This window comes from Paraniabella hibiscisoli, assembly GCF_022512515.1.
Taxonomy (GTDB): Bacteria; Bacteroidota; Bacteroidia; order Chitinophagales; family Chitinophagaceae; genus Niabella; species Niabella hibiscisoli.
Genome location: NZ_JAKWBK010000001.1, coordinates 1,518,659 through 1,538,411 on the forward strand (window position 1 = coordinate 1,518,659; position 19,753 = coordinate 1,538,411).

At 42.9% G+C, this 19,753-nt stretch carries 20 protein-coding genes and 3 pseudogenes; 15 read left to right on the plus strand and 8 right to left on the minus strand.

What is annotated here, in order from left to right:
• The first annotated feature begins 53 nt into the window (after window positions 1-53).
• The 5 genes from MKP07_RS38190 to MKP07_RS09890 all read left to right on the plus strand — a co-directional run bounded on the left by MKP07_RS38190 (window position 54) and on the right by MKP07_RS09890 (window position 3,609).
• The gene (locus MKP07_RS38190; protein ID WP_317235982.1) at window positions 54-182 is read left to right on the plus strand and encodes a hypothetical protein; all 129 of its coding nucleotides are present in this window, start codon (window positions 54-56) and stop codon (window positions 180-182) included.
• Window positions 155-1,039: a SusD/RagB family nutrient-binding outer membrane lipoprotein gene (locus MKP07_RS38195; RefSeq protein WP_317235983.1), complete on the plus strand. Its 885-nt coding sequence runs from the start codon at window positions 155-157 to the stop codon at window positions 1,037-1,039. The genes MKP07_RS38190 and MKP07_RS38195 overlap by 28 nt, the downstream gene beginning before the upstream one ends.
• An 85-nt stretch (window positions 1,040-1,124) precedes the next feature.
• Window positions 1,125-2,099 carry an alkaline phosphatase family protein gene (locus tag MKP07_RS09880; protein WP_240847055.1) on the plus strand — a complete coding sequence of 325 codons (975 nt, stop codon included), beginning with the start codon at window positions 1,125-1,127 and terminating at the stop codon, window positions 2,097-2,099.
• Window positions 2,072-3,046: an alkaline phosphatase family protein gene (locus tag MKP07_RS09885; protein WP_240847056.1), complete on the plus strand. Its 975-nt coding sequence runs from the start codon at window positions 2,072-2,074 to the stop codon at window positions 3,044-3,046. Before MKP07_RS09880 ends, MKP07_RS09885 begins: the two co-directional genes overlap by 28 nt.
• Window positions 2,998-3,609, plus strand: coding sequence for a phospholipase domain-containing protein (locus tag MKP07_RS09890; RefSeq protein ID WP_240847057.1), 612 nt, complete (start codon window positions 2,998-3,000; stop codon window positions 3,607-3,609). Before MKP07_RS09885 ends, MKP07_RS09890 begins: the two co-directional genes overlap by 49 nt.
• An 88-nt stretch (window positions 3,610-3,697) precedes the next feature.
• Here the strand turns inward: MKP07_RS09890 and MKP07_RS09895 are convergent, their stop codons facing one another.
• Together MKP07_RS09895 and MKP07_RS09900 are read right to left on the minus strand one after the other, a co-directional pair.
• Entirely contained in the window at window positions 3,698-5,215 is a 1,518-nt protein-coding gene (locus MKP07_RS09895; RefSeq protein ID WP_240847058.1) for a sulfatase family protein, read from the minus strand.
• 197 nt (window positions 5,216-5,412) lie between these two features.
• Entirely contained in the window at window positions 5,413-5,862 is a 450-nt protein-coding gene (locus tag MKP07_RS09900; RefSeq protein WP_240847059.1) for a hypothetical protein, read from the minus strand.
• Between the two features lie 257 nt (window positions 5,863-6,119).
• Here MKP07_RS09900 and MKP07_RS09905 point away from each other — a divergent pair, with 257 nt between their 5' ends.
• Window positions 6,120-6,752 carry an HD domain-containing protein gene (locus MKP07_RS09905; protein WP_240847060.1) on the plus strand — a complete coding sequence of 211 codons (633 nt, stop codon included), beginning with the start codon at window positions 6,120-6,122 and terminating at the stop codon, window positions 6,750-6,752.
• 451 nt (window positions 6,753-7,203) lie between these two features.
• Window positions 7,204-7,806, plus strand: coding sequence for a class I SAM-dependent methyltransferase (locus MKP07_RS09910; RefSeq protein ID WP_240847061.1), 603 nt, complete (start codon window positions 7,204-7,206; stop codon window positions 7,804-7,806).
• 29 nt (window positions 7,807-7,835) lie between these two features.
• Here MKP07_RS09910 and MKP07_RS09915 read toward each other — a convergent pair whose 3' ends face one another.
• The 6 genes and pseudogenes from MKP07_RS09915 to MKP07_RS38205 all read right to left on the minus strand — a co-directional run bounded on the left by MKP07_RS09915 (window position 7,836) and on the right by MKP07_RS38205 (window position 12,198).
• Window positions 7,836-8,363, minus strand: a complete 528-nt coding sequence (locus MKP07_RS09915) for a hypothetical protein (RefSeq protein WP_240847062.1) — start codon at window positions 8,361-8,363, stop codon at window positions 7,836-7,838.
• A 26-nt stretch (window positions 8,364-8,389) separates the two neighbouring features.
• On the minus strand, window positions 8,390-8,962 hold the full coding sequence (locus tag MKP07_RS09920; RefSeq protein WP_240847063.1) for a hypothetical protein: 573 nt from the start codon (window positions 8,960-8,962) through the stop codon (window positions 8,390-8,392).
• Window positions 8,959-9,405: a hypothetical protein gene (locus tag MKP07_RS09925; protein ID WP_240847064.1), complete on the minus strand. Its 447-nt coding sequence runs from the start codon at window positions 9,403-9,405 to the stop codon at window positions 8,959-8,961. Before MKP07_RS09925 ends, MKP07_RS09920 begins: the two co-directional genes overlap by 4 nt.
• A 360-nt stretch (window positions 9,406-9,765) precedes the next feature.
• Window positions 9,766-11,066 (minus strand): annotated as a pseudogene (locus MKP07_RS09930) (zinc-dependent metalloprotease).
• 200 nt (window positions 11,067-11,266) lie between these two features.
• The gene (locus MKP07_RS38200) at window positions 11,267-11,686 is read right to left on the minus strand and encodes a DUF5117 domain-containing protein (RefSeq protein ID WP_262919684.1); all 420 of its coding nucleotides are present in this window, start codon (window positions 11,684-11,686) and stop codon (window positions 11,267-11,269) included.
• An 8-nt stretch (window positions 11,687-11,694) separates the two neighbouring features.
• Window positions 11,695-12,198, minus strand: a complete 504-nt coding sequence (locus MKP07_RS38205) for a DUF5117 domain-containing protein (RefSeq protein ID WP_317235795.1) — start codon at window positions 12,196-12,198, stop codon at window positions 11,695-11,697.
• A 433-nt stretch (window positions 12,199-12,631) separates the two neighbouring features.
• On the opposite strand from MKP07_RS38205, the pseudogene alaS reads away from it, so the two are divergent.
• The 8 genes and pseudogenes from alaS to MKP07_RS09980 all read left to right on the plus strand — a co-directional run bounded on the left by alaS (window position 12,632) and on the right by MKP07_RS09980 (window position 19,731).
• Window positions 12,632-15,120 (plus strand): annotated as a pseudogene (gene alaS / locus MKP07_RS09945) (alanine--tRNA ligase).
• Window positions 15,121-15,241: 121 nt separating this feature from the next.
• The gene (locus MKP07_RS09950; RefSeq protein WP_240847066.1) at window positions 15,242-15,967 is read left to right on the plus strand and encodes a DNA-formamidopyrimidine glycosylase family protein; all 726 of its coding nucleotides are present in this window, start codon (window positions 15,242-15,244) and stop codon (window positions 15,965-15,967) included.
• Between the two features lie 45 nt (window positions 15,968-16,012).
• On the plus strand, window positions 16,013-16,885 hold the full coding sequence (locus MKP07_RS09955; RefSeq protein ID WP_240847067.1) for an ion transporter: 873 nt from the start codon (window positions 16,013-16,015) through the stop codon (window positions 16,883-16,885).
• A 178-nt stretch (window positions 16,886-17,063) separates the two neighbouring features.
• Window positions 17,064-17,249 (plus strand): hypothetical protein, encoded by a 186-nt coding sequence (locus tag MKP07_RS09960; RefSeq protein WP_240847068.1) that lies wholly within the window; start codon window positions 17,064-17,066, stop codon window positions 17,247-17,249.
• An 11-nt stretch (window positions 17,250-17,260) separates the two neighbouring features.
• Complete coding sequence (locus MKP07_RS09965; RefSeq protein WP_240847069.1) at window positions 17,261-17,458, plus strand: hypothetical protein; 198 nt, start codon at window positions 17,261-17,263, stop codon at window positions 17,456-17,458.
• A gap of 35 nt (window positions 17,459-17,493) precedes the next feature.
• Entirely contained in the window at window positions 17,494-18,069 is a 576-nt protein-coding gene (locus MKP07_RS09970) for a PDZ domain-containing protein (RefSeq protein WP_240847070.1), read from the plus strand.
• A gap of 215 nt (window positions 18,070-18,284) precedes the next feature.
• Window positions 18,285-19,098 (plus strand): annotated as a pseudogene (gene gatB, locus MKP07_RS42350) (Asp-tRNA(Asn)/Glu-tRNA(Gln) amidotransferase subunit GatB); the annotation flags it as partial.
• A 222-nt stretch (window positions 19,099-19,320) separates the two neighbouring features.
• On the plus strand, window positions 19,321-19,731 hold the full coding sequence (locus MKP07_RS09980) for an Asp-tRNA(Asn)/Glu-tRNA(Gln) amidotransferase subunit GatB (RefSeq protein WP_240850747.1): 411 nt from the start codon (window positions 19,321-19,323) through the stop codon (window positions 19,729-19,731).
• Window positions 19,732-19,753 lie beyond the last annotated feature (22 nt).

Below are 19,753 nucleotides of genomic sequence, written 5' to 3' on the forward strand. Positions count from 1 at the left end.
CTGGATCAGGCAGATGAGCTTTTAAAAAAGGTACTACATTTTCCGGTGATTTTATATACAGTGGTAATTTAACCAAATGGCGCAAGCTGGTTAATTCATTCCAGCTGCACGTTTTAATAAACCTGTCGAAAAAGACGGGGAAGCAGGACTGGATATCGTATCCCGTTTCCAGAAGATTGTAGCAGAACGCCCCATAATGGACACTTATACCGACAACTTTGCCGTTACTTACCTCAATGCTGCAGGTAGCTGCTACCCTTGGTCAAATACCCCTGTACAGGTTAACCCCTTTGTTATTTACTCCGCTTTATCTACTACTTTTATTAACCCGATGAAGACCAACGGAGATAGAAGATTGTTTTATGTGGCAGAGCCGGCTCCGGCCAAAATTACAGGAGGACTAACTGCTTCAAATTTCGATGCATATATGGGCATTGAACCTTCTTCAAAAATGGCGGATATTGTGGCAGCTTACAACGCTGGTAATTTTTCAGATTTTAACAAGCGATACGTGAGCTTATTTAACGCAGAACCGGTGGGGCTTTTGTGTGCCTGGGACGTCAAATTTATCTTAGCGGAAGCGGCTGTTCGAGGCTGGATTACCGGAACGCCTGCCCAAACCTATTATGCTGCGGGTATCCAGGAGTCCATGAAGTTTTTGGCTAATTATACTCCGGCAACTTATAATCATGGGGTAGCGATGGATGCGGAATATATCAACACCTATCCTGCAACAACAGGTGTAGCTTTAACCGGCAGCGCCGATAACCAGATCAGGCAGATTATTTCACAAAAGTATATCGCCGGGTTTTTGCAAAATTGCGATTACAATGCCTGGTATGAAAACAGGAGAACAGGTTATCCTGCTTTTGTGCTGAATCCTGAGACCAATTTAAACGACCCTACCTCTAAGTTTCCTTTGCGCTGGTTATATCCTTCTTCCGAATTGTCGTATAATACAGATAATCTTACGGAAGCGATCAAACAGCAGTATAATGGTAACGATAATGTGAACGAAACGATGTGGCTGCTTAAATAGCGCTGACAGCACCTGTATTTATAAAAACTTTGGAGTACAATGGGCATAGACTTTTCACGGAGAGATTTTTTAAAGAGAGACAGGATTGCTGGCGGGAGGCGCGGGAGTATTTTCCGCGTTTCCTGATGCTATACAAAAGGCAATGGCGATCAACCCTGCAAAGGGGACTACTTTTGAAGATGCCGAACATATTGTTTTGCTGATGCAGGAGAATCGTTCCTTTGATCATTGTTTTGGAGCGCTTCGTGGTGTACGGGGTTTTAATGACCCCCGTGCGCTCAGGCTGGCAAACGGTAACCCCGTATGGCTGCAAACCAATAAAGACAATAAATCCTACCTGCCTTTTCGGCTGGATATGCAGAACACAAAGATCACCTGGATGGGTGGGCTGCCGCATACCTGGAAAGACCAGGTGGATGCCAGAAATAACGGCCAATACGATCAATGGCTGACTGCAAAGAAAACAGGCTATAAAGGCTTTGAAGATAAACCCATGACGCTGGGTTATTATACCCGGCAAGACCTTCCTTTCAATTATGCATTGGCTGACGCTTTTACCATTTGTGATCAGCATTTTTGTTCGTCGTTAACGGGCACCACCCCTAACCGCCTTTACTTTTGGTCGGGAGCACTTCGCAAGGATGGATTAGCTGAGAATCCAGCCCTGGTGCGAAATCATGAAGCCGATCATAATGCTGAAGTTAGCTGGAAGACTTTGCCGGAGCTATTGCAGGAAAATGATGTTTCGTGGAAGGTATACCAGAACGAACTGAGTATACCGTCTGGTTTAAATGGGGAAGAAGATGCATGGCTGAGCAATTTTACCGATAACGACCTGGAGTGGTTTTCCCAGTATCATGTACGCCGGTCAAAAAAGTATGAAGCCTATTTAAGTGGCAAGCTGGCAGAATACGATAAAAGCCTGAAAGAGTTAAAAGAGCGGGTTGATAAAAATCCGGAAGATGAAAAAACGCAACGTGTCTGGAAAGGCTTAACCGAAAGAAAGCAATTCTACATTAAAGAATTAGATCGTTGCAGGGAAGAATTGAAAAAGAGCTAAGTGACCATGAGCAGGCTTTGCACAACAATGCTTTTGTAACCAATGAAGCCGATCCGCACTATCACAGCCTGGAAGAAATAACATACGATCATAAGGGTACCCAAAGAAAAATGAATGTTCCGAAATCAGATGTGTTGGCCAATTTCCGGAACGATGTAAAAAACGGAAAACTTCCTGCTGTCAGCTGGCTGGTAGCCCCTCAATATTTTTCTGATCACCCTTCGGCTCCCTGGTTTGGCGCCTGGTATGTATCAGAAGTGCTAAATATCCTCACACATAATGAAGAGGTTTGGAAGAAAACCATCTTTATTTTAACCTACGATGAGAACGATGGGTATTTCGATCACGTCTTACCTTTTGTGGCGCCCGATTACAGGGATCAAAAAACCGGCGCTGTTTCAGCAGGTATCCGAAATATAGCCAATGAGTTTGTTACGTTAAATGACGAGATCAACCAGAAGGGAGTGTCTAAGCCGAATGCCAGGGAGCATGCGATCGGACTGGGATATCGTGTTCCATTTATAGTAGCCAGTCCCTGGTCCAGGGGCGGCTATGTAAATTCTGAAGTGTTGGATCATACCTCCGTTGTTCAGTTTATTGAAAAGTTTGCTTCGCGAAAAACAGGCAAAAAATTGCAGCTGGATAATATATCAGATTTCAGGCGTGCAGTATGTGGAGATATGTCATCCGTTTTCAGGCCCTATAACGGCGAGAAATTACCACAACCCGACTTCCTGAAAAGGGATGCTTTTTTACAGCGGATTAATGAAGCCCGGTACACACCGGCTCCTGAAGGCATACATCCGGTAGATAAAAATGAAGAAGGGTTATTGAGGCAAGACCCTGCCGCTACAAAAAATATTTCAGGCAGGAAGCAGGTACTAAACCCTCTTCAGCATTGCCTTATGAGCTGTATGCAGAGGGCGCTATCGATAATAACCAGATGAAGTTTGAATTTGGTGCAGGAAAGGCATTGTTTAAAGAACGGTCTGCCGGGTTTCCATTGGTATTGTACGCCTATGAACCTTACCTCAGTCCTGATGGGAGTGAGAAGATAAGGAACCGTAACTGGACATTTGCTGTAGCGCCCGGCGAGCGTTTGAAATATGAAATTCCATTGAGTGGATTTGCAACAGCAGCCTATCACTTTGCTTTGTTTGGTCCTAATGGTTTTTTTCGTGAGTTAAAAGGGGATGGCATTACATCCATTACTACCAGCTGCGGCTACGAACTGGGCACTGTAAAAAAGAAAAGACAGGTTAGACTAACCATCAATAATTCAGCTAACAAGGCCATAGCGGTGCATATAAAAGACAATAGTTATGGTCAGCCAACTATTAAACGAACAGTGGCGGCGAAAGCCGCAACGGTACTGATTTTGCCGCTTGATACAACGCAGGGTTGGTACGACTTTTCAGTTTTGTGCGTTGATGATAAGACTTTTGAAAGACGGTATGCCGGAAGGGTGGAGAATGGGAAAGACTCCATCAGCGATCCTGCAATGAGCTAATTCATTTGTTTTGCTTTAGGCATAAAACGTTGATCATTCTCATCAGAGTCCTTGTAGTGTTTTCTTGTTTCCTGCAGCTTCTTGTGCATCATCTTTTTGTGTCGGCGTAACCAGGGTCATTGTAAACATTATTCAGCTCTTCAGGATCTTTTTGCAGATCGTATAATTCCCATTCGTCTGTATCATAATAAAAATGAATCAACTTGTACCGGTTTGTACGGATACCATAATGCCTTTTAACCATGTGAATGGAGGGGTACTCATAATAAGTATAGTAGATAACATCCCTCCATTTCTTTTCTTTGCCGCTGGCTAATTTTCTGAAAGATTTTCCCTGCATGTCTTTGGGTGCTGCTACCCCGGCATAATCGAGTAGGGTTGGCGCGAAGTCGAGATTTTGTACCAATGCGTCTGAAACTGTTCCCGCAGGTATCTCGGCCGGGTAGCGCACCAGCAAAGGAGTTCTTAAAGACTCTTCATACATAAATCTTTTATCAAACCAGCCATGTTCTCCCAGGTAAAAGCCCTGATCTGAAGTATATACAATAATCGTATGCTCATCCAGGCCATTTGCTTTTAAAAAATCAAGCATCCGGCCCACGCCATCATCCACTGCGGCAACGGTACCCAGGTAATCCTGCATATAACGTTGGTAGCGCCAGCGCATCAGTTCCTTGTCGTTCATAGAGGCATAATTCTTTTTAAACGCCTCCATAATAGGATTGTACACGCTGTCCCAGCTTGCACGCTCTGCCGGTGTCATTCGGCCAAGATTGTTATTAAAAGCGGCTTTATCCCAGCTCAGGTATTCCTTAATGCCCAATTCATCCATCAGGGTTGGTGGGATCTTATTATCTCCTGCCCAGTTCATGTGTTTTAAAATATTCATCTCAGCAGTTCTGGCAGCAGTACCTCTGTTGGTATAATTATCAAAAAGCGTTTTAGGTTCAGGAATGGTCATGCCAGTATAAGTAGACAAATGCCTGAGCGCCGGCAACCATTCGCGGTGAGGTGCCTTTTGATGATAGAGCAGGCAAAAGGGCTTTTCCGGGTCCCGGTTTTTGATCCAATCGATGGCCATGTCGGTGGTAAGGTCGGTAACGTATCCCTTCAATTCTTTCTTAGTGCCATCAATTATAAAATTGGGATTATAATATTCGCCCTGGTCAATCAACACTGCAGAATGATCAAAGCCCTGTGGTAAACCGTCCATATGTATTTTGCCTATGAGTGCTGTTTGGTAACCATGTTGTTGCAACTGCTTTGCAAAATTGTCCTGGTTCCAGTTAAACCGCGCTTCATTATCTACCTTGCCATTAACAAAACTGTGTTTACCTGTAAGCAGAACGGCCCTGCTGGGGGCACAGAGTGAGTTGGTAACAGTGGCTCTTGTAAACAAAATGCCTTCTTTAGCCAGCCGGTCAATATGAGGTGTTTTATTCAACCCATATCCATAAGCGCTGATGGCCTGGTAGCCATGATCATCGCTCATAATGTAAACGATATTGGGTCTTTGCTTTTTAGAAAGGTTGGATTGCCCTTTTGTACTTTGCCAGGTACAAAAAACGATCAGAGTCCAGGTTATTTTCTTTAAAGCCGCCTTCATGTGGATTGTTTTGTCAATAAATGTACAAAACAAATAGAAGCGGCAGTGCTGCAAGGGTTGTTAAACGGAAGCGGATTAAAAAAATAATACTGTGGTAATGTGTAAAAATAAAAAGGGAGAAGATAAGAATACCCCCTCCGTTGTTTTACATGAGAAAAAATTAGATCAGCCTATTGCCAGGCTGAGTTTGTCGAAGCTTATTTGTCGCCTCTTTTATATTTTGCTACTAACTCTGTATCGCCAATGCTATTGGCATTAATATGAGTGTAGGATTTGTCATCTTTTAAAACAATGCGGTAGTTCACCCCGTTTTTGTTGGCTACTTCAGTTACCCCAAATACTTCTTTGCCTTTATATTCTTTTTTAACTGCGTAAAGCACATTAGAAGGAAGGTTATTCTCGTTATAGTAACGAATGGTTTGGATCAGGTTGCCTTTCGCATCAATAGTAGCACGTGACTTAATGCCATCGCTCGTAAAGAATGCTTCATAAGTATTCCCTGTATTTGTCCATTTCACATCATCCGCATTTTTAAAAAGCTGGTTGAAGGTTTTCTCTGCTTTTGCAGTTACCGGCTCAACGGTGGATGCTGCAGCGGTAAAAGCCATAGTCAGCATCATTGCGGCAGAAAGAATTAAAGTTTTCATTTTATTAAGTTTAAATATTTTTTTAATTGTTTCACAAACATACACCTGGAGCAAGGGCGAGGTCAACAGCTAAATGGTAAACGACACTTAAATTACCGGTGAATAGCAGTTTTGTCTGGGTGAAAGTCCTGCTCTTATGCAACCATGGTTTGTTTATTTGTTTTTAATTTAGAGGAGTAATGCATTATTCCCGTCTCGATATATATTATTCGCAACAACAGGAATAATGTTACAGTTAAAAAGAATTTTTTTAAAGAATGACAATTGAAGACTCATTTAAATGCCTCATAACAAACTATGCTGCCAGTAGCAGCAGGGTTGATGATTATTGGAACGAGATCGTTTCCTGTTATACACAGCCACATCGGCACTATCATACACTTACGCATCTTAACTATTTAATAACAGCGCTTGCCGAAATCAATACACAATTGAAAAAACCGGATGCCGTACTGTTGGCGGCTTACTATCATGATGTCATTTATGATCCGTTGCGATCGGATAACGAAGAACAGAGTAGTGTATTGGCCCGTGAGCGATTAGCGCAGGCTGGCGTTCCTGATTGCATTACGCAACAAACGATCGTTTGCATTATGGCTACCCGCTCGCATGTGTTAACTGAGAGCTCCGATGCTAATTATTTTACAGATGCCGACCTGTCAGTTCTGGGCCAGGCTCCGGGTGTTTATGAAAAATATAGCAGCGATATCAGGAAAGAGTATGGAGCCTATCCCGATGTGGTTTACCAGCCGGCACGCAGGCAGGTTTTATCAGCTTTTCTGCAAATGCCCCAAATTTTTAAAACCGGTTTCTTTTGTCAGAAATATGAAGCACAGGCCAGGCTCAACATAGCTGCCGAAATTGCATTAATAGATAGGGGAGGGCGATAGGGTGTATTTCAAATTTTCGCTAAAGTCATGCCGTTCGAAGTGGAGCGTCTCGGAAATAGTAGAGATTTCCTCGGGCCGATGCATGAATCATTAATATATCGCTGCGATACAGCTCTACCCCTTTGTGATTATTGTTTTATTAGTATATCACAGCTATGCTGCTTTTATTGTTTTGATCATTGCCGCATAGCGGCATCGTATTAATATCTGCCATAATAATTCGTCAGTTATCTGAGCTGCGTAGCAGTGATATATTCTGTTTCATACAAGAGGAATTGATGCGATCGCACTGGAGATTTCCCGACAGGCTCAAAGGGATCTACAAAAGGAACTATAGCATAAGCGAAAATTTGAATTGCACCCAAGCGATAGTACCTATTGCTACAGTAGAAATGCTCATTGTATCTTTGGGGAGAAATACAGTAATTATGGATGTAAAAATGCTTACAATGTGTGGGCACATCAATATGATACCAATAAAAACAGGACAAGAGACCTGGAAGCAATATCATTAAAGGCAACGTTAAATAATATTCAATTTGATAGCTGTTTGGAAATAGGATGCGGCACGGGTAAGAATACACAATGGTTGTTAACCAAGGCCAGGCATATTACCGCAGTAGATCTATCTGAAGAAATGTTATCAAAAGCAAAGCAAAAGACCGATGCGGCGCATGTGCAATTTTTTCAGGCAGATATTAATGAGAACTGGTCTTTTGCGCAAGGTGTATATGATCTGGCTACTTTTAGCCTCGTGCTGGAGCATATTGAAAACCTGGATGCAATTTTCGAAAAGCTTTCGGAAAAGATCAAGCCGGGAGGCCATGTTTATGTGGGCGAGCTACATCCTTTTAAACAGTATAGCGGCACAAAAGCAAGATTTGAAACCGAAGATGGTACTGCTATTGTAAACTGCTTCAATCACCATATATCAGATTTTACCGGGGCCGCTGTAAGAAACGGGTTTCAGATAGTAGGGGTATCAGAATACTTCGATGACGATGACAGAACCGGCCTGCCGCGTATTCTCACTTTGTTATTTAAAAAGAATTAATCTAAAAGGCGATTGATGAAAAGCAGTTTTTAAAGATCTGGATGGTCTTCCTGTACTCTTCGTTTGCTTTTCAGGTATTTGTTATATACAATTTCCTGCATCGGCCTGCCGGCCACCTTGCTTTCCAGCCAGGAGATAATATCCAGGTAAGCCAGCGAGCGGGTTTCAAAACGGTTACCCTCCAGGTGCTGCACTTTTTCCAAAAAGTGTTCAAATTCGGGTTTCAGCTGGCGGTTGGTAAACTTAAAGGAGTTGCGTAAGAAGCGGAACATTTCCTGCTCAATGATCGTCAGGTTTTTCATACGTGACATATAGCGGAATACCGAACGCGTAAGCGAGTCCATCAGCTCCAGGTTGCCCAGTTCGTAATGCGCCAGCAAATGCATCAGGCGTGCATAACATTGCAGGTCCGTTCTTAGCTCCGATGAATCGTTGATGATCTTTTGCAGGTAATCGATACAGGTACTGTAATCCCCCGATAAATAATAGAGCAGGGCGATCTTATAAGTGATCACCATCACCCGGTGCTTATCCAGGAAAAGATCGTACTCCGCCATTTTTTCTTCGATCTGCGGAATGGCTTTTAAGCCTTCATCGCACAGGCCGGTAATATTGTAGAAATTGATCTTAGCGCGGCTATATAAACAAAGGACTGAACCGTAAAGTTTTCGTTATCCTGTACCCTTTTGCTTTGCGAAAATTCTTCAAACTCTTTTAGTACAGCTCTTAGCTCCGCATAATTGCGTAAATCAAAATGGGCATTCAGCAGGCTATGGTAACCCTTAACCAGGTGACCCGTTTCAACACGCATCATATTCGGCATCTCTTTAAACAGATCTACCCATTTTTGTGCATAACGGTAATACATTAAAAAGTCTTGCCTGATAAATGCATACCAGGTATAACATTGATAAAAATAAAGTCTTTCATAAAAACCTTCCTGCTGCCCGGAGCCTGAAGGCAGCGACTGGCGGAAAAACTTCTTTACTTTTTCTTCCTCATCCTCATTACGGGCATGCCCGTTGGCGATAAAGAATCCGTACATCTGTAAAGAAAGGTTAGAAAGGCGGGTGATCATGTCCAGTTTCCGGTTGGCCGCATTGGCTTCTTCCGATAACTCGTCAATACGCGTCTTAAAAGTATCCGTTACATTCAACGCTTCAATTCTTTTTCAAGGGATAATAACAGCGGCAGGAAGAAGAATTTCTGGTTCACATTGGCAACTTCCTTAGCCTTATCTATTGCGCGCAGACTCTGGAAGAACAATCCTTTTTTGTAAAGAATATGCGCCGAGTCAAATAGCTCGTTTAATTGCAGGTCGAGACTGTCGTTACTCTTCAATAAACGCAGGCTTGCCAGCAGTTCTTTGTACAAGTGAGACTTTAAATTGGATAATTGGGGCTTGGTAACACCCTTCATTTTCTTAATGAGCACTTTTTCATCATAAGCATCCATTTTATCCAAAACATCAAACAGCTTGATGATCTTAAGGTCCTCATTTCCCGAACTACGGGTAATGTACAATTTAAAGTGCCTTTTCTCTGCTTTCTCTAAAGAAAGAATCAATTGAAACAATATGTCGCTCGGCTTCTTCGGCATTTAAACAAAAATAACTTTAATAGTAAAAAAAACAATAAATATTGTTGAACATAACTGAAAAATAACTCCGAATCGATTGTATTATAATGTTTTTTGATGAATGGGTACCCATTTGGCATGCTATTATACCTCAAAATTGGTATATGCAAACAAATGGGCATATATTATCTTTGTGCTGTGATTGAGAGACAGAGAGGGAAAAGACAAGAAATAGATTTTTATTAAGATTTTTCATATGGCAAGCAATCGTTAGAGGTCAGTCCGTTTCTACGGAAGGACCTTTTTTATTTTCAGGCCATATTATAAAAAAAGCGATGGAATAAATCCATCGCCTTCGAAATATAGCAAAGCGGCTATATATTATTTAGGCTCCAGGGCCTGTTTAATCCTGTCTTGTAAATCCAGTAAATGATTTTTCGAAGCGGCATCTCCATAGCTGGCTGCAGCGCTGCGCAATTCTGCAGATACCGTACGTAATTGACCTTTTACTACAGACATAATATCACTGGTAGCAAAATTGATCTCTCCACCTCTTGATAAAGCAGCCTGCTCTTGTTTTGAAGGATTAGCTAAAGTAATTAACTTCTCTACAAAAGATTTCTGCAGCTGTCGGCGATACACGTCAATAGCTTTACGGGATGCCAGCTCGGTAAATACCGATTTTCTTACATCACTCAACATTTCTGTAGCAGCGTAGGCTTTTGCACCTTCCCTCGCTTCTGCGCTGATCAGTTTGCTAAGCGTTGAAGGATTGATAAGGATATTTAATGCCCTGTCCTGTACACGGGATACCACGCTTAAAGGTTCCTGCCCGGTTAAAGCAGCATATTCTTTTTGCACGATCCATGTAGGTGTAGTAAACACGTTGGTTTGTAACCAGGCCATTGCTTCTTTTTGCGTTGACTTATTGGTGAACTGGTATACAGAACCTGTTTGTTCCACACGCTTCGGGGTGCGTTCGATGCCACCGATATTATTGGTAACATGACCAATATAGCGGCCAAACTGGCCCACGATCTCACTGTAAATTGTAGACAGGTTGGTATAGTCTTTAGTAGCCTGGTGAGTATATTGAGGCAGGTTGGCAACAATACGTTTCAGGTTTTTAATACCATAAGTGCTTGCCTTCATCGCATTATCACTCAAATCTTCCGTCTGGCTTCTTGGATCATCGCGATTACCTTCGCCATCTCCCCACCATAAACGTGATTTTTTAATTTGTCAATAGTAATCTTATTTAACAATGCCACTTCCTGGTCTGCATTTTTAGCTTCGGGGTGCCAACGGTAACCCCATTCAATCGCCCATGTATCATAGTCTCCAATGCGTGGAAATAAACCTTTCTGTGCAATATTATCTTCCGGCTGTGCGATATAGTTAAAACGCGCATAGTCCATGATGGATGGTGTGTGGCCATTCGCTTCCACCCATGCTTTATCTCTCAGTTTTTCCGTTGGTACGGTAGAAGAAGATCCAAAATTGTGTCTTAATCCTAATGTATGGCCAACTTCATGGCTGCTTACAAAGCGGATTAACTGACCCATCAGCTCATCATCAAACTCCATTTTACGGGCCTGCGGATCAACCGCCGCTGTTTGGATCATATACCAGTTACGCACCAGGCTCATTACATTATGATACCAGTTGATATGGCTTTCCATGATCTCTCCACTGCGGGGGTCATGTACGTTCGGACCACTCGCATTAGGAATATCTGAGGGTTTGTAGATGATCGCGCTGTGGCGGGCATCTTCCAGGTTAAAAGTGCTGTCTTCCGCATAAGTGGGCGCCAGCTTCGCTACTATCGCATTTTTAAAGCCTGCTTTTTCAAAAGCGATCTGCCAGTCGTTTACACCCTGTATCAGGTAGGGGATCCATTTTTTGGCGTGGTAGGATCGATATAATAAACGATCTGCTTTTTAGGCTCTACCAGTTCACCGCGTTTGTATTTTTCGATATCCTCGTCTTTGGGCTCCAGCCTGTAACGTGCTATATAACGATAGCGGTCAACACCCTGCGGATTTACATCGAAATCAGTAATGTTTTGTGTGGTAAAATAACCCACCCTGTCATCGAAATAGCGGGGCTGCATCGGAACTTTGGGTAATAATACCAGTGATGTGTTTAGCTCAAAAGTTAAAGGAGCGCTCACCGCGTAAGGGTTAGGAGGCGTTCCCGGAGGCGTTACCGGCGTGTAACTATAGGTCTTTACCGTCTTAACCTCTATATTGGTTGGATAGCTTCTTACACTTTGAGTATAAGACCTGTCAGACTGCAACATGCCCAATCCTAATATTTTTTTATCACCGGGGAAAAGAAGAAGTAATCATTATCTCCGTTTATATAATCGGTAACATCAACTACTGCGGCTGCATTATCAGGCGACCATGCTTTTACATCAAAAGAAGCACCAATGGGTTGAATATTACTATTCATCACATTACGATACATTCCTTCTGTACTGTCGCGACCTATTTCCTGGAAAGAAGTACGTTTCAGGTAAATACGGTTATTAGGCCCTTTTTCGAAACGAACAGTACCCGAATTGATCTGGTCTCCTGCATAGCTGGCTCCGGTTCTGAAACCGGCTGCTGCCTTTGATAAGCGCGATACCACCAGGATGTCGCGATCTTGCATATCATTAGGAATCTCAAAAAAGTATTTATCCTCTATTTTATGCAGGGTAAACATACCTTTCGTCGTAATAGCTTTTGCTGTAATTACTTCTTTGTAGGGTTTGGGTTGGCCGGGAGGGCCTACAACAGCTTTTTTGGTAGTATCAGCTTTGGTCACAGCGGGCGGCGGCTGATTTTTTTGTTCCTTTTTGCGCATGAGAAGCGGTAGTTTGCAATCCCAGTAATGCCAATAAGGAAATAGTCAAAATTCTTTGCATGTGTTACAAGTTGGGGATTTAGTTTGAGAAAGAAGCGAATTTACTAATTGAAAGCACATGAAAAATCGTTTTTTGATGAACGGCAGTGTTCTGGTTAATTTGTTGATACATTATTATACTTAGTATAAAATCTTTGATGAATCTTTAATATCGCCGGTTGAAAACTTGCAATCTTTTTGAACCGTATCTTTGCCACCCTTAAAATAATAAGATGACCAGCAGCGAAATACGCGAACAGTTTTTGGAGTTTTTCAAAAGTAAAAGCCACCATATAGTGCCTTCGGCCCCCATTGTAGTAAAAACGACCCTACCCTTATGTTTACCAATGCGGGTATGAACCAGTTTAAGGACTTTTTCCTGGGCAATAAAAAAGCCCCAATCCGCGGGTGGCCGATACGCAGAAATGTTTGCGAGTAAGCGGTAAACATAATGACCTGGAGGAAGTGGGCGTTGATACCTACCATCATACTATGTTTGAAATGCTGGGCAACTGGAGCTTTGGCGATTACTTCAAAAAGGAGGCGATTGCCTGGAGCTGGGAGTTATTGACGGAGGTATATAAAATTGACAAGGACAAGCTCTATGTAACGGTTTTCGAGGGAGACGAAAAAGAAGGATTACCCTTTGATCAGGAAGCTTACGACGAATGGGCGAAGTGCCTGTCCGAGTCGGGTATGTCCGAGGCGGAGATTGCCGGCCGTATCTTAAAAGGAAATAAGAAAGACAATTTCTGGGAAATGGGTGATACAGGTCCATGTGGCCCCTGCAGTGAAATACATGTAGATTGCCGCTCGGATGAAGAAAAGAAAGAGGTAGCAGGCCATACGCTGGTGAATGCCGATCATCCGCAGGTGATAGAGATATGGAATAATGTATTTATCCAGTTCAACCGTAAAAAAGACGGCAGCCTGGAGAGCCTGCCGGCCAAACACGTAGATACCGGTATGGGCTTTGAGCGCCTGGTTCGGGTATTGCAGGGTAAAACCAGCAACTACGATACAGATGTATTTACCGGCACCATTGCAGAAATAGAAAAGATCACCGGTAAAACCTACGACTTCAGTGATACCAAACAGGCGATCGCTTTCCGCGTACTGGCCGATCATATCCGTGCTATCAGTTTTACTATTGCAGACGGACAATTGCCTTCTAATACAGGAGCAGGCTATGTAATTCGCCGCATTTTACGCCGTGCTGTACGCTATTATTACTCTTATTTAGATTATAAGCAGCCATTGCTGCACCAGCTGATCCCAGTTATTTCCAGTCAGTTTGCAACCGTGTTCCCTGAGCTACTTCAACAGGAAGCTTTTGTAACCAAGGTGATCCGGGAAGAAGAAGACTCTTTCTTAAGAACATTGGAGAAAGGACTGAAGCGAATTGACGATATCGTTCAGGCTTCAACAGGTGGCGAAATCAACGGAAAAGAAGCTTTTGAGTTATATGATACCTATGGTTTCCCCGCAGACCTCACAAGACTGATCGCTTCAGAAAACAACCTGCAGGTGGATGAAGCAGGGTTTAAGGCCGAAATGGAGCAACAGAAAAACCGTTCAAGGGCCGCAACCGCGGTTGATACCGAAGACTGGATATTGGTTACAGAAGAAACGCCTACTACATTTATTGGTTATGAACAACTGCAGGCGGTAACACATGTAGTAAAGTATCGAAAAGTAAAGGCCAAGGGAAAGGAACAATACCAGCTGGTATTACAAACCACGCCTTTTTACGCTGAAAGCGGAGGCCAGGTGGGCGATAAAGGAACCCTTCAGTTTGGCGATGAAAAGGTACTGGTGACAGACACCAAAAAAGAAAATGACCTGATCATTCACTTTACGGATAAATTACCCGGGCAGATAGAGCTGGAAGTGTTAGCTTCTGTAAATGCGGAGGAGCGTGCCCATATCACTTGCAACCACACTGCAACGCACCTGTTACATGCGGCTTTAAAACAGGTATTGGGAGCGCACGTAAACCAGAAGGGTTCCATGGTATCTCCGGAAGTACTGCGGTTCGACGTGTCACATTTTTCAAAAATCACAGACGAAGAGATCAAACAGGTAGAGCAGATCGTTAACCAGAAAATACGTGAGAATCACCCGGTAGTGATCAAAGAAATGCCAAAAGAAGAAGCGATGAAGCTGGGCGCTATGGCATTATTTGGCGAAAAATATGGAGATACCGTACGCGTGGTAACAGCAGACCCTGCATTCTCATTGGAGCTTTGCGGCGGAACGCATGTGCAGCAAACCGGTAATGTCGGTTTGTTTATTATAACCTCAGAGGGAGCTGTTGCGGCCGGTGTCCGTCGTATTGAAGCCTTAACCGGGCAGGCGGCTTTCGACTTTGTTGCTCAAAAGCTGGAGGAGCACAAGCAGGTAACTGAAGTGCTTAAAAGCAAAGAGCCATTAAAAGCGATTGAGAAGCTTTCTGCTGAAAAAGCAGCCCTGGAGAAAAGAGTAGAAAGGCTGGAAGCGAAAGGACTGGTTGGTATTCGTAATGAATTACTGCAAAAAGATGAGATCATCAACCAGGTGAACTTCATTGGGGACATAGTAGAAGTAAGCAATGCTGATGCCTTGAAAAAACTTTGTGCCGATTTAAAGAATCACCTGAAAGATTTTGTGATCGTGCTTTGCGCCAACATCGGAGGTAAGCCATTTGTAGCAGTAAGTGTTGCGGATAATGTGGTAGCTGCAAGGGGTTTGGATGCCGGACAGATCATTAAGCAATATATCGCACCGCTGATCAAAGGCGGCGGCGGCGGACAAAAACACTGGCTACAGCTGGCGGACAGGAAGCTGGTCAGCTACCGCAGGTGATCGAAGCAGTAAAGAGCCTTTTATAATTAATATGACCACATTCTCTATAAGTCTCACGGAAATTCAGCCGTGAGGCTTTTCTTTAGGCGTAAAAATTGTATTAAGAACACAAATACACATTATGCCTGAAGGTCCTTCCATTCTACTATTAAAGAAGCAATTACAGCCTTTCGTGGGTAAAATAGTGAAACAAGCAGGCGGTTATGGGCCAATGTCTACCGGTTGGCTGAAAGGCAAGAAACTGAAAGACATACAAACCCATGGCAAGCACCTGTATTTTATTTTTACGAACGGGGTAGTTCAGCTTCACCTGGGACTTTTTGGAGATGTATTAGTCAACGAACGTAAAAAAGTGAACCGGAAGTTTTACCTGGAATTTGCCCATGGAGAAATTAACGGCTATGTGGTAAGTGTAAAGAAAGTAGAAGGTGATAAAAAACTTTATGATCCACGTACTGATATTTTAAGCGCAGATTTTAGTGCGGCCCATGTAAAATCATTGGTTGGGGAGCAACCGGAGAAAGACATAGCCGGGCTATTAATGGACCAGAAAATCTTTGCAGGAGTGGGTAACAAAATAAGGGTGGAGGCTTTGTACAGATCGGGCATACACCCACTTAGCAAAGCAGGGAAGATTCCCTCCAAAGTTTTAAGTAAATTGATAGCCTCAGCGCGCAGCTATGCCAAAATCTTCTATAAAAACCTCGAAAAAACAGGAAGCAATAAAGATTTTAAAGCCTATCAGCAAGAGCATGATCCGCAGGGCAACGAAATCACTATGAAATATTTAGCCAAAGAAAAGAGGAAAGTATATTTTAGTGAACGCAAACAAAAATTATACACCTGATCGAATGCTCATTGTTTAGTACCTTACTATTATGTCTCTTTTAGAATGATACCTGATAAGCATGATGTGCTACAGGACGAGAATGCACCGGCTGAGAAAAGTACATTCCGGCATTGGCTATATGTGACCATTTTCCAAAGTAGTACACCCGCCGGGAAAGTATTCGATATAGGGCTATTTATTCTCATATTGGCCAATATTGCCCTGCTTATCCTCGAAAGTGTTGAGTCGATCGCAATTGCCTACGACAAAGTATTCAACCGGCTCGATTACTTTTTTATGATCGTATTCAGCATAGAGTATCTCCTCCGTTTATATTGCGTTAAAGAGGCCAAACGTTACGCCAAAAGCTTTTACGGTATTGTTGATCTGCTGGCTATATTACCTTCCTATCTTGAATTTATATTGCCCAACTGGCACATGTTAATGATCATTCGCTCTTTCCGCTTGTTAAGGGTCTTCAGGATATTCCGCATGGTTCGTTTTCTCGATGAAAGCCGCTATATGCTTTTTGCCCTTTTGCGAAGCTTTAGTAAGATCATGGTATTCTTATTTTTTATCGTGCTGTTGACTGTCTTTCTGGGATCAGTAATGTACGTATTGGAGTATGAGCATAATCCGGGCTTTCATAGCATTCCGCAAAGTATTTACTGGGCCATTGTAACCATCACTACAGTGGGTTATGGAGATGTGGCGCCTGTTACAGCCGTAGGAAAGATCATTGCCTCTTTTATAATGATCCTGGGTTATGCCATCATCGCCGTACCAACGGGCATTATGTCTGCCTCACTGGTTTCGCAGTACCGCGATATGGATAACGACGACAGAGCTTGTACCAATTGTAATAATCGAAACCATGCAGCCGATGCTAAATTTTGTAAAAAATGTGGAACCCAGCTTCCCGGAACAGGAGAATGACCCTATTTTAGAAATTATGAAAGTGATACTGGTGTAGATGCAAAAATATCTGCAAATCTTTAACAGTTCCGAAACGTTTCGTATTTCTTTTTTAGCCTATCTTTGAAATACGAAGACTAACGTAGTTTGGTTTTTCAGTATTAAAGAAGACAAAAATTTTTAAAATGAAAAAATCTTATTGATTACCGCCGCTGCCTTACCCGGAATATTATGGGCTCAGCAGGATAATGGCAATAAAAAAGAAGTGGAGCGCATCATTATCACCAAAAAGGGTAATGAAACGGGGAAAATGAATATCGTGGTGGATGGTGAAAACATAACGGTAAACGGAAAGCGGTTGGAAAGGATGAGGATGGGAATGTAACCGTGAGACGTTTGAAAATTAAAGATCCCAATACCTTTAACTGGTCGCCGGAGATAGGGTTTAATGATGAATCAGGCAATGGAAGCCGACAGATCAGCATTTTTCGTGCTCCCAATAAAGCCATGCTGGGGGTAACTACCGAAAAGACCGATGAAGGAGTGAAAGTGATGAGCGTAAACGATGAGACCGGAGCAAAAAAGCAGGTTTAAGAGAGGGAGATATTATCACGAAAGTAGACGATAAGGTGATTGAAGCTCCGGATCAGCTATCTGAAAGTCTGAAGGATAAGAAGCCGGGCGATAAAGTAACTATTTCTTACAAAAGAGATGGAAAAGCAGCTACTGCCACTGCAGAACTGACTAAATGGAATGCGCCGCAGGTAATGACTTTTAGTAATGGAAGCGCTAACTTCTCTACACCGGATATTAATTTTGAAGAGTTGATGTCACGGATTCCTAATAATGGGGATAATGGTAACTGGAACAATCGGAATGAGAATATCCGTATTTACGGGGCGCCTGCCTTTGGCATTAATGCCTCTGGTCCAAAATTGGGTGTTAAAATACAGGATGTGGAGAAAGGCTCGGGCGTGAAAATTATCGAACTGGAAAAAGGCTCGGATGCGGATAAAGCTGGGTTAAAAGAAGGGGATATTATTCAGGAAGCAAATGGAGCTGTTGTAGAAGGAACGGATGACCTGTTGGCGCAAACCCGTAAAAGTAAAGGGGGATCTACGTTAAAGCTGAAGGTAGATCGTAACGGGAAAGCACAAAATATAGATGTTGTATACAGTAAAAAGCTAAAAACAGCCGACCTGTAACGTCGAACAAAAAGAGTTTTCTGATTGTTGTTTAAATATAGTTTTTGAAGGTAGAATGCCTGAAATTTTCGGGCATTTTTAAAAAAGTTTGTGATTTAGGGTTTCGAAAGCGGTGGTGCCAAACACTACGGCTTTTTCTTAATTGGGTTCATTGATGGGGCTTTTTCAAATTTCAAACCCTAAATAAGAAATCCGCCTTATTTTTACAGCCTTCCATGAGTACAATTAATGATCAATACGAAATAGTTATAGGGCTTGAGGTTCACGCCCAATTGCTAACCCAAAGCAAGTTGTTTTGTGGCGATAGCATCGCTTTTGGGGCAGAAGCTAACACGCATGTAAGCCCCATTACACTGGCACATCCGGGTACTTTGCCTAAAATGAACCGCCAGGCTATTGGCCATGCCATTAAAATGGGACTTGCTTGTAACTGCGAAATAGAAAAGAAAAATTATTTCGCCCGCAAAAACTATTTCTACCCTGATTTGCCCAAGGGCTACCAGATATCGCAGCATACCACCCCCATTTGTAAAGAGGGGTTTGTGCCGATTAAAACCGAAGCCGGTGAAAAAATGTGCGGTTGAATCGTATTCACATGGAAGAAGATGCCGGTAAAAGCCTGCATGACGTTAATGAATACAATACGGCCGTGGATTATAACAGGGCGGGTACACCTCTTATAGAAATTGTAACGGAACCGGATTTACGCAGTAGCGATGAGGCTTTTGCCTATGTGAGCGAGTTGAGAAAGCTGGTGCGCTACCTGGGCGTTTGCGACGGGAATATGGAGGAAGGAAGCATGCGCTGTGATGCGAACGTATCCGTAAGAAAAAAGGAGATGAGCAGCTGGGAACCAAAGTGGAGGTAAAGAACCTGAATTCCATCCGTAATGTAAAACGAGCCATTGATTTTGAAGCGCAACGCCTGATCGATATGCTGGAGGCCGGCGAAACCATCAAACAGCAAACAAGGAGTTTTGATGCGAACAACGGCACTACATTCGCTATCCGCGATAAAGAGGATGCAGAGGATTATCGTTATTTCCCCGATCCGGATCTGACACCTTTTGATCTGAAAGATGATTTTATTAACGAGATCAAAGCTTCAATTCCGGCTTTGCCGGCTGAGCGTGTTGCTCTTTATTGCTCAGAATATAAGCTACCCGAGTACGACGCTTTGGTGCTTACTGAAGAAAAAGAAACCGCAGACTACTTTGAAGCAGCTATTCAGCACACAAAGAATTATAAGGCAGTGGCCAACTGGCTGTTAGGCCCGGTAAAAAGCTGGATAAATGATCATTCCCAATCGATTAACGATTTTGAGCTGAAGCCGGACCAGATTGCAGCCCTGGTTCAATGTGTAGACGATGGAAAGCTGAGCTTTTCAACCGCTTCCACCAAACTGTTCCACCTTTTATTGGAGAATCCAACGATGGAGCCAGCTGTACTTGCCGAACAAAATAACCTGATCCAGCAGTCTGACTCTTCGGAGCTGGAGCCGGTGATAGATGCGGTATTAGAGCAGTTAGCAGATAAGGTGACTGCTTACAAAAAAGGAAAGAAAGGGCTGTTGGCTTTATTTGTGGGAGAGGTAATGAAGCGTACGAAAGGCAAGGCAGACCCTAAAAAGACCAATGAGATTATATTAGAAAAACTAAAATAGTATATAAGTTCATGGGAAATGG

Bases quoted from the DNA above. Each gene is read 5' to 3' on its own strand.
- MKP07_RS09895 (WP_240847058.1), bottom strand. From the start codon at position 5,215: ATGAAGGCGGCTTTAAAGAAAATAACCTGGACTCTGATCGTTTTTTGT.
- MKP07_RS09900 (WP_240847059.1), bottom strand. From the start codon at position 5,862: ATGAAAACTTTAATTCTTTCTGCCGCAATGATGCTGACTATGGCTTTT.
- MKP07_RS09905 (WP_240847060.1), top strand. From the start codon at position 6,120: ATGACAATTGAAGACTCATTTAAATGCCTCATAACAAACTATGCTGCC.
- MKP07_RS09915 (WP_240847062.1), bottom strand. From the start codon at position 8,363: ATGGCGGAGTACGATCTTTTCCTGGATAAGCACCGGGTGATGGTGATC.
- MKP07_RS09925 (WP_240847064.1), bottom strand. From the start codon at position 9,405: ATGCCGAAGAAGCCGAGCGACATATTGTTTCAATTGATTCTTTCTTTA.
- MKP07_RS38200 (WP_262919684.1), bottom strand. From the start codon at position 11,686: ATGTTGCAGTCTGACAGGTCTTATACTCAAAGTGTAAGAAGCTATCCA.
- MKP07_RS09950 (WP_240847066.1), top strand. From the start codon at position 15,242: ATGCCTGAAGGTCCTTCCATTCTACTATTAAAGAAGCAATTACAGCCT.
- MKP07_RS09955 (WP_240847067.1), top strand. From the start codon at position 16,013: ATGATACCTGATAAGCATGATGTGCTACAGGACGAGAATGCACCGGCT.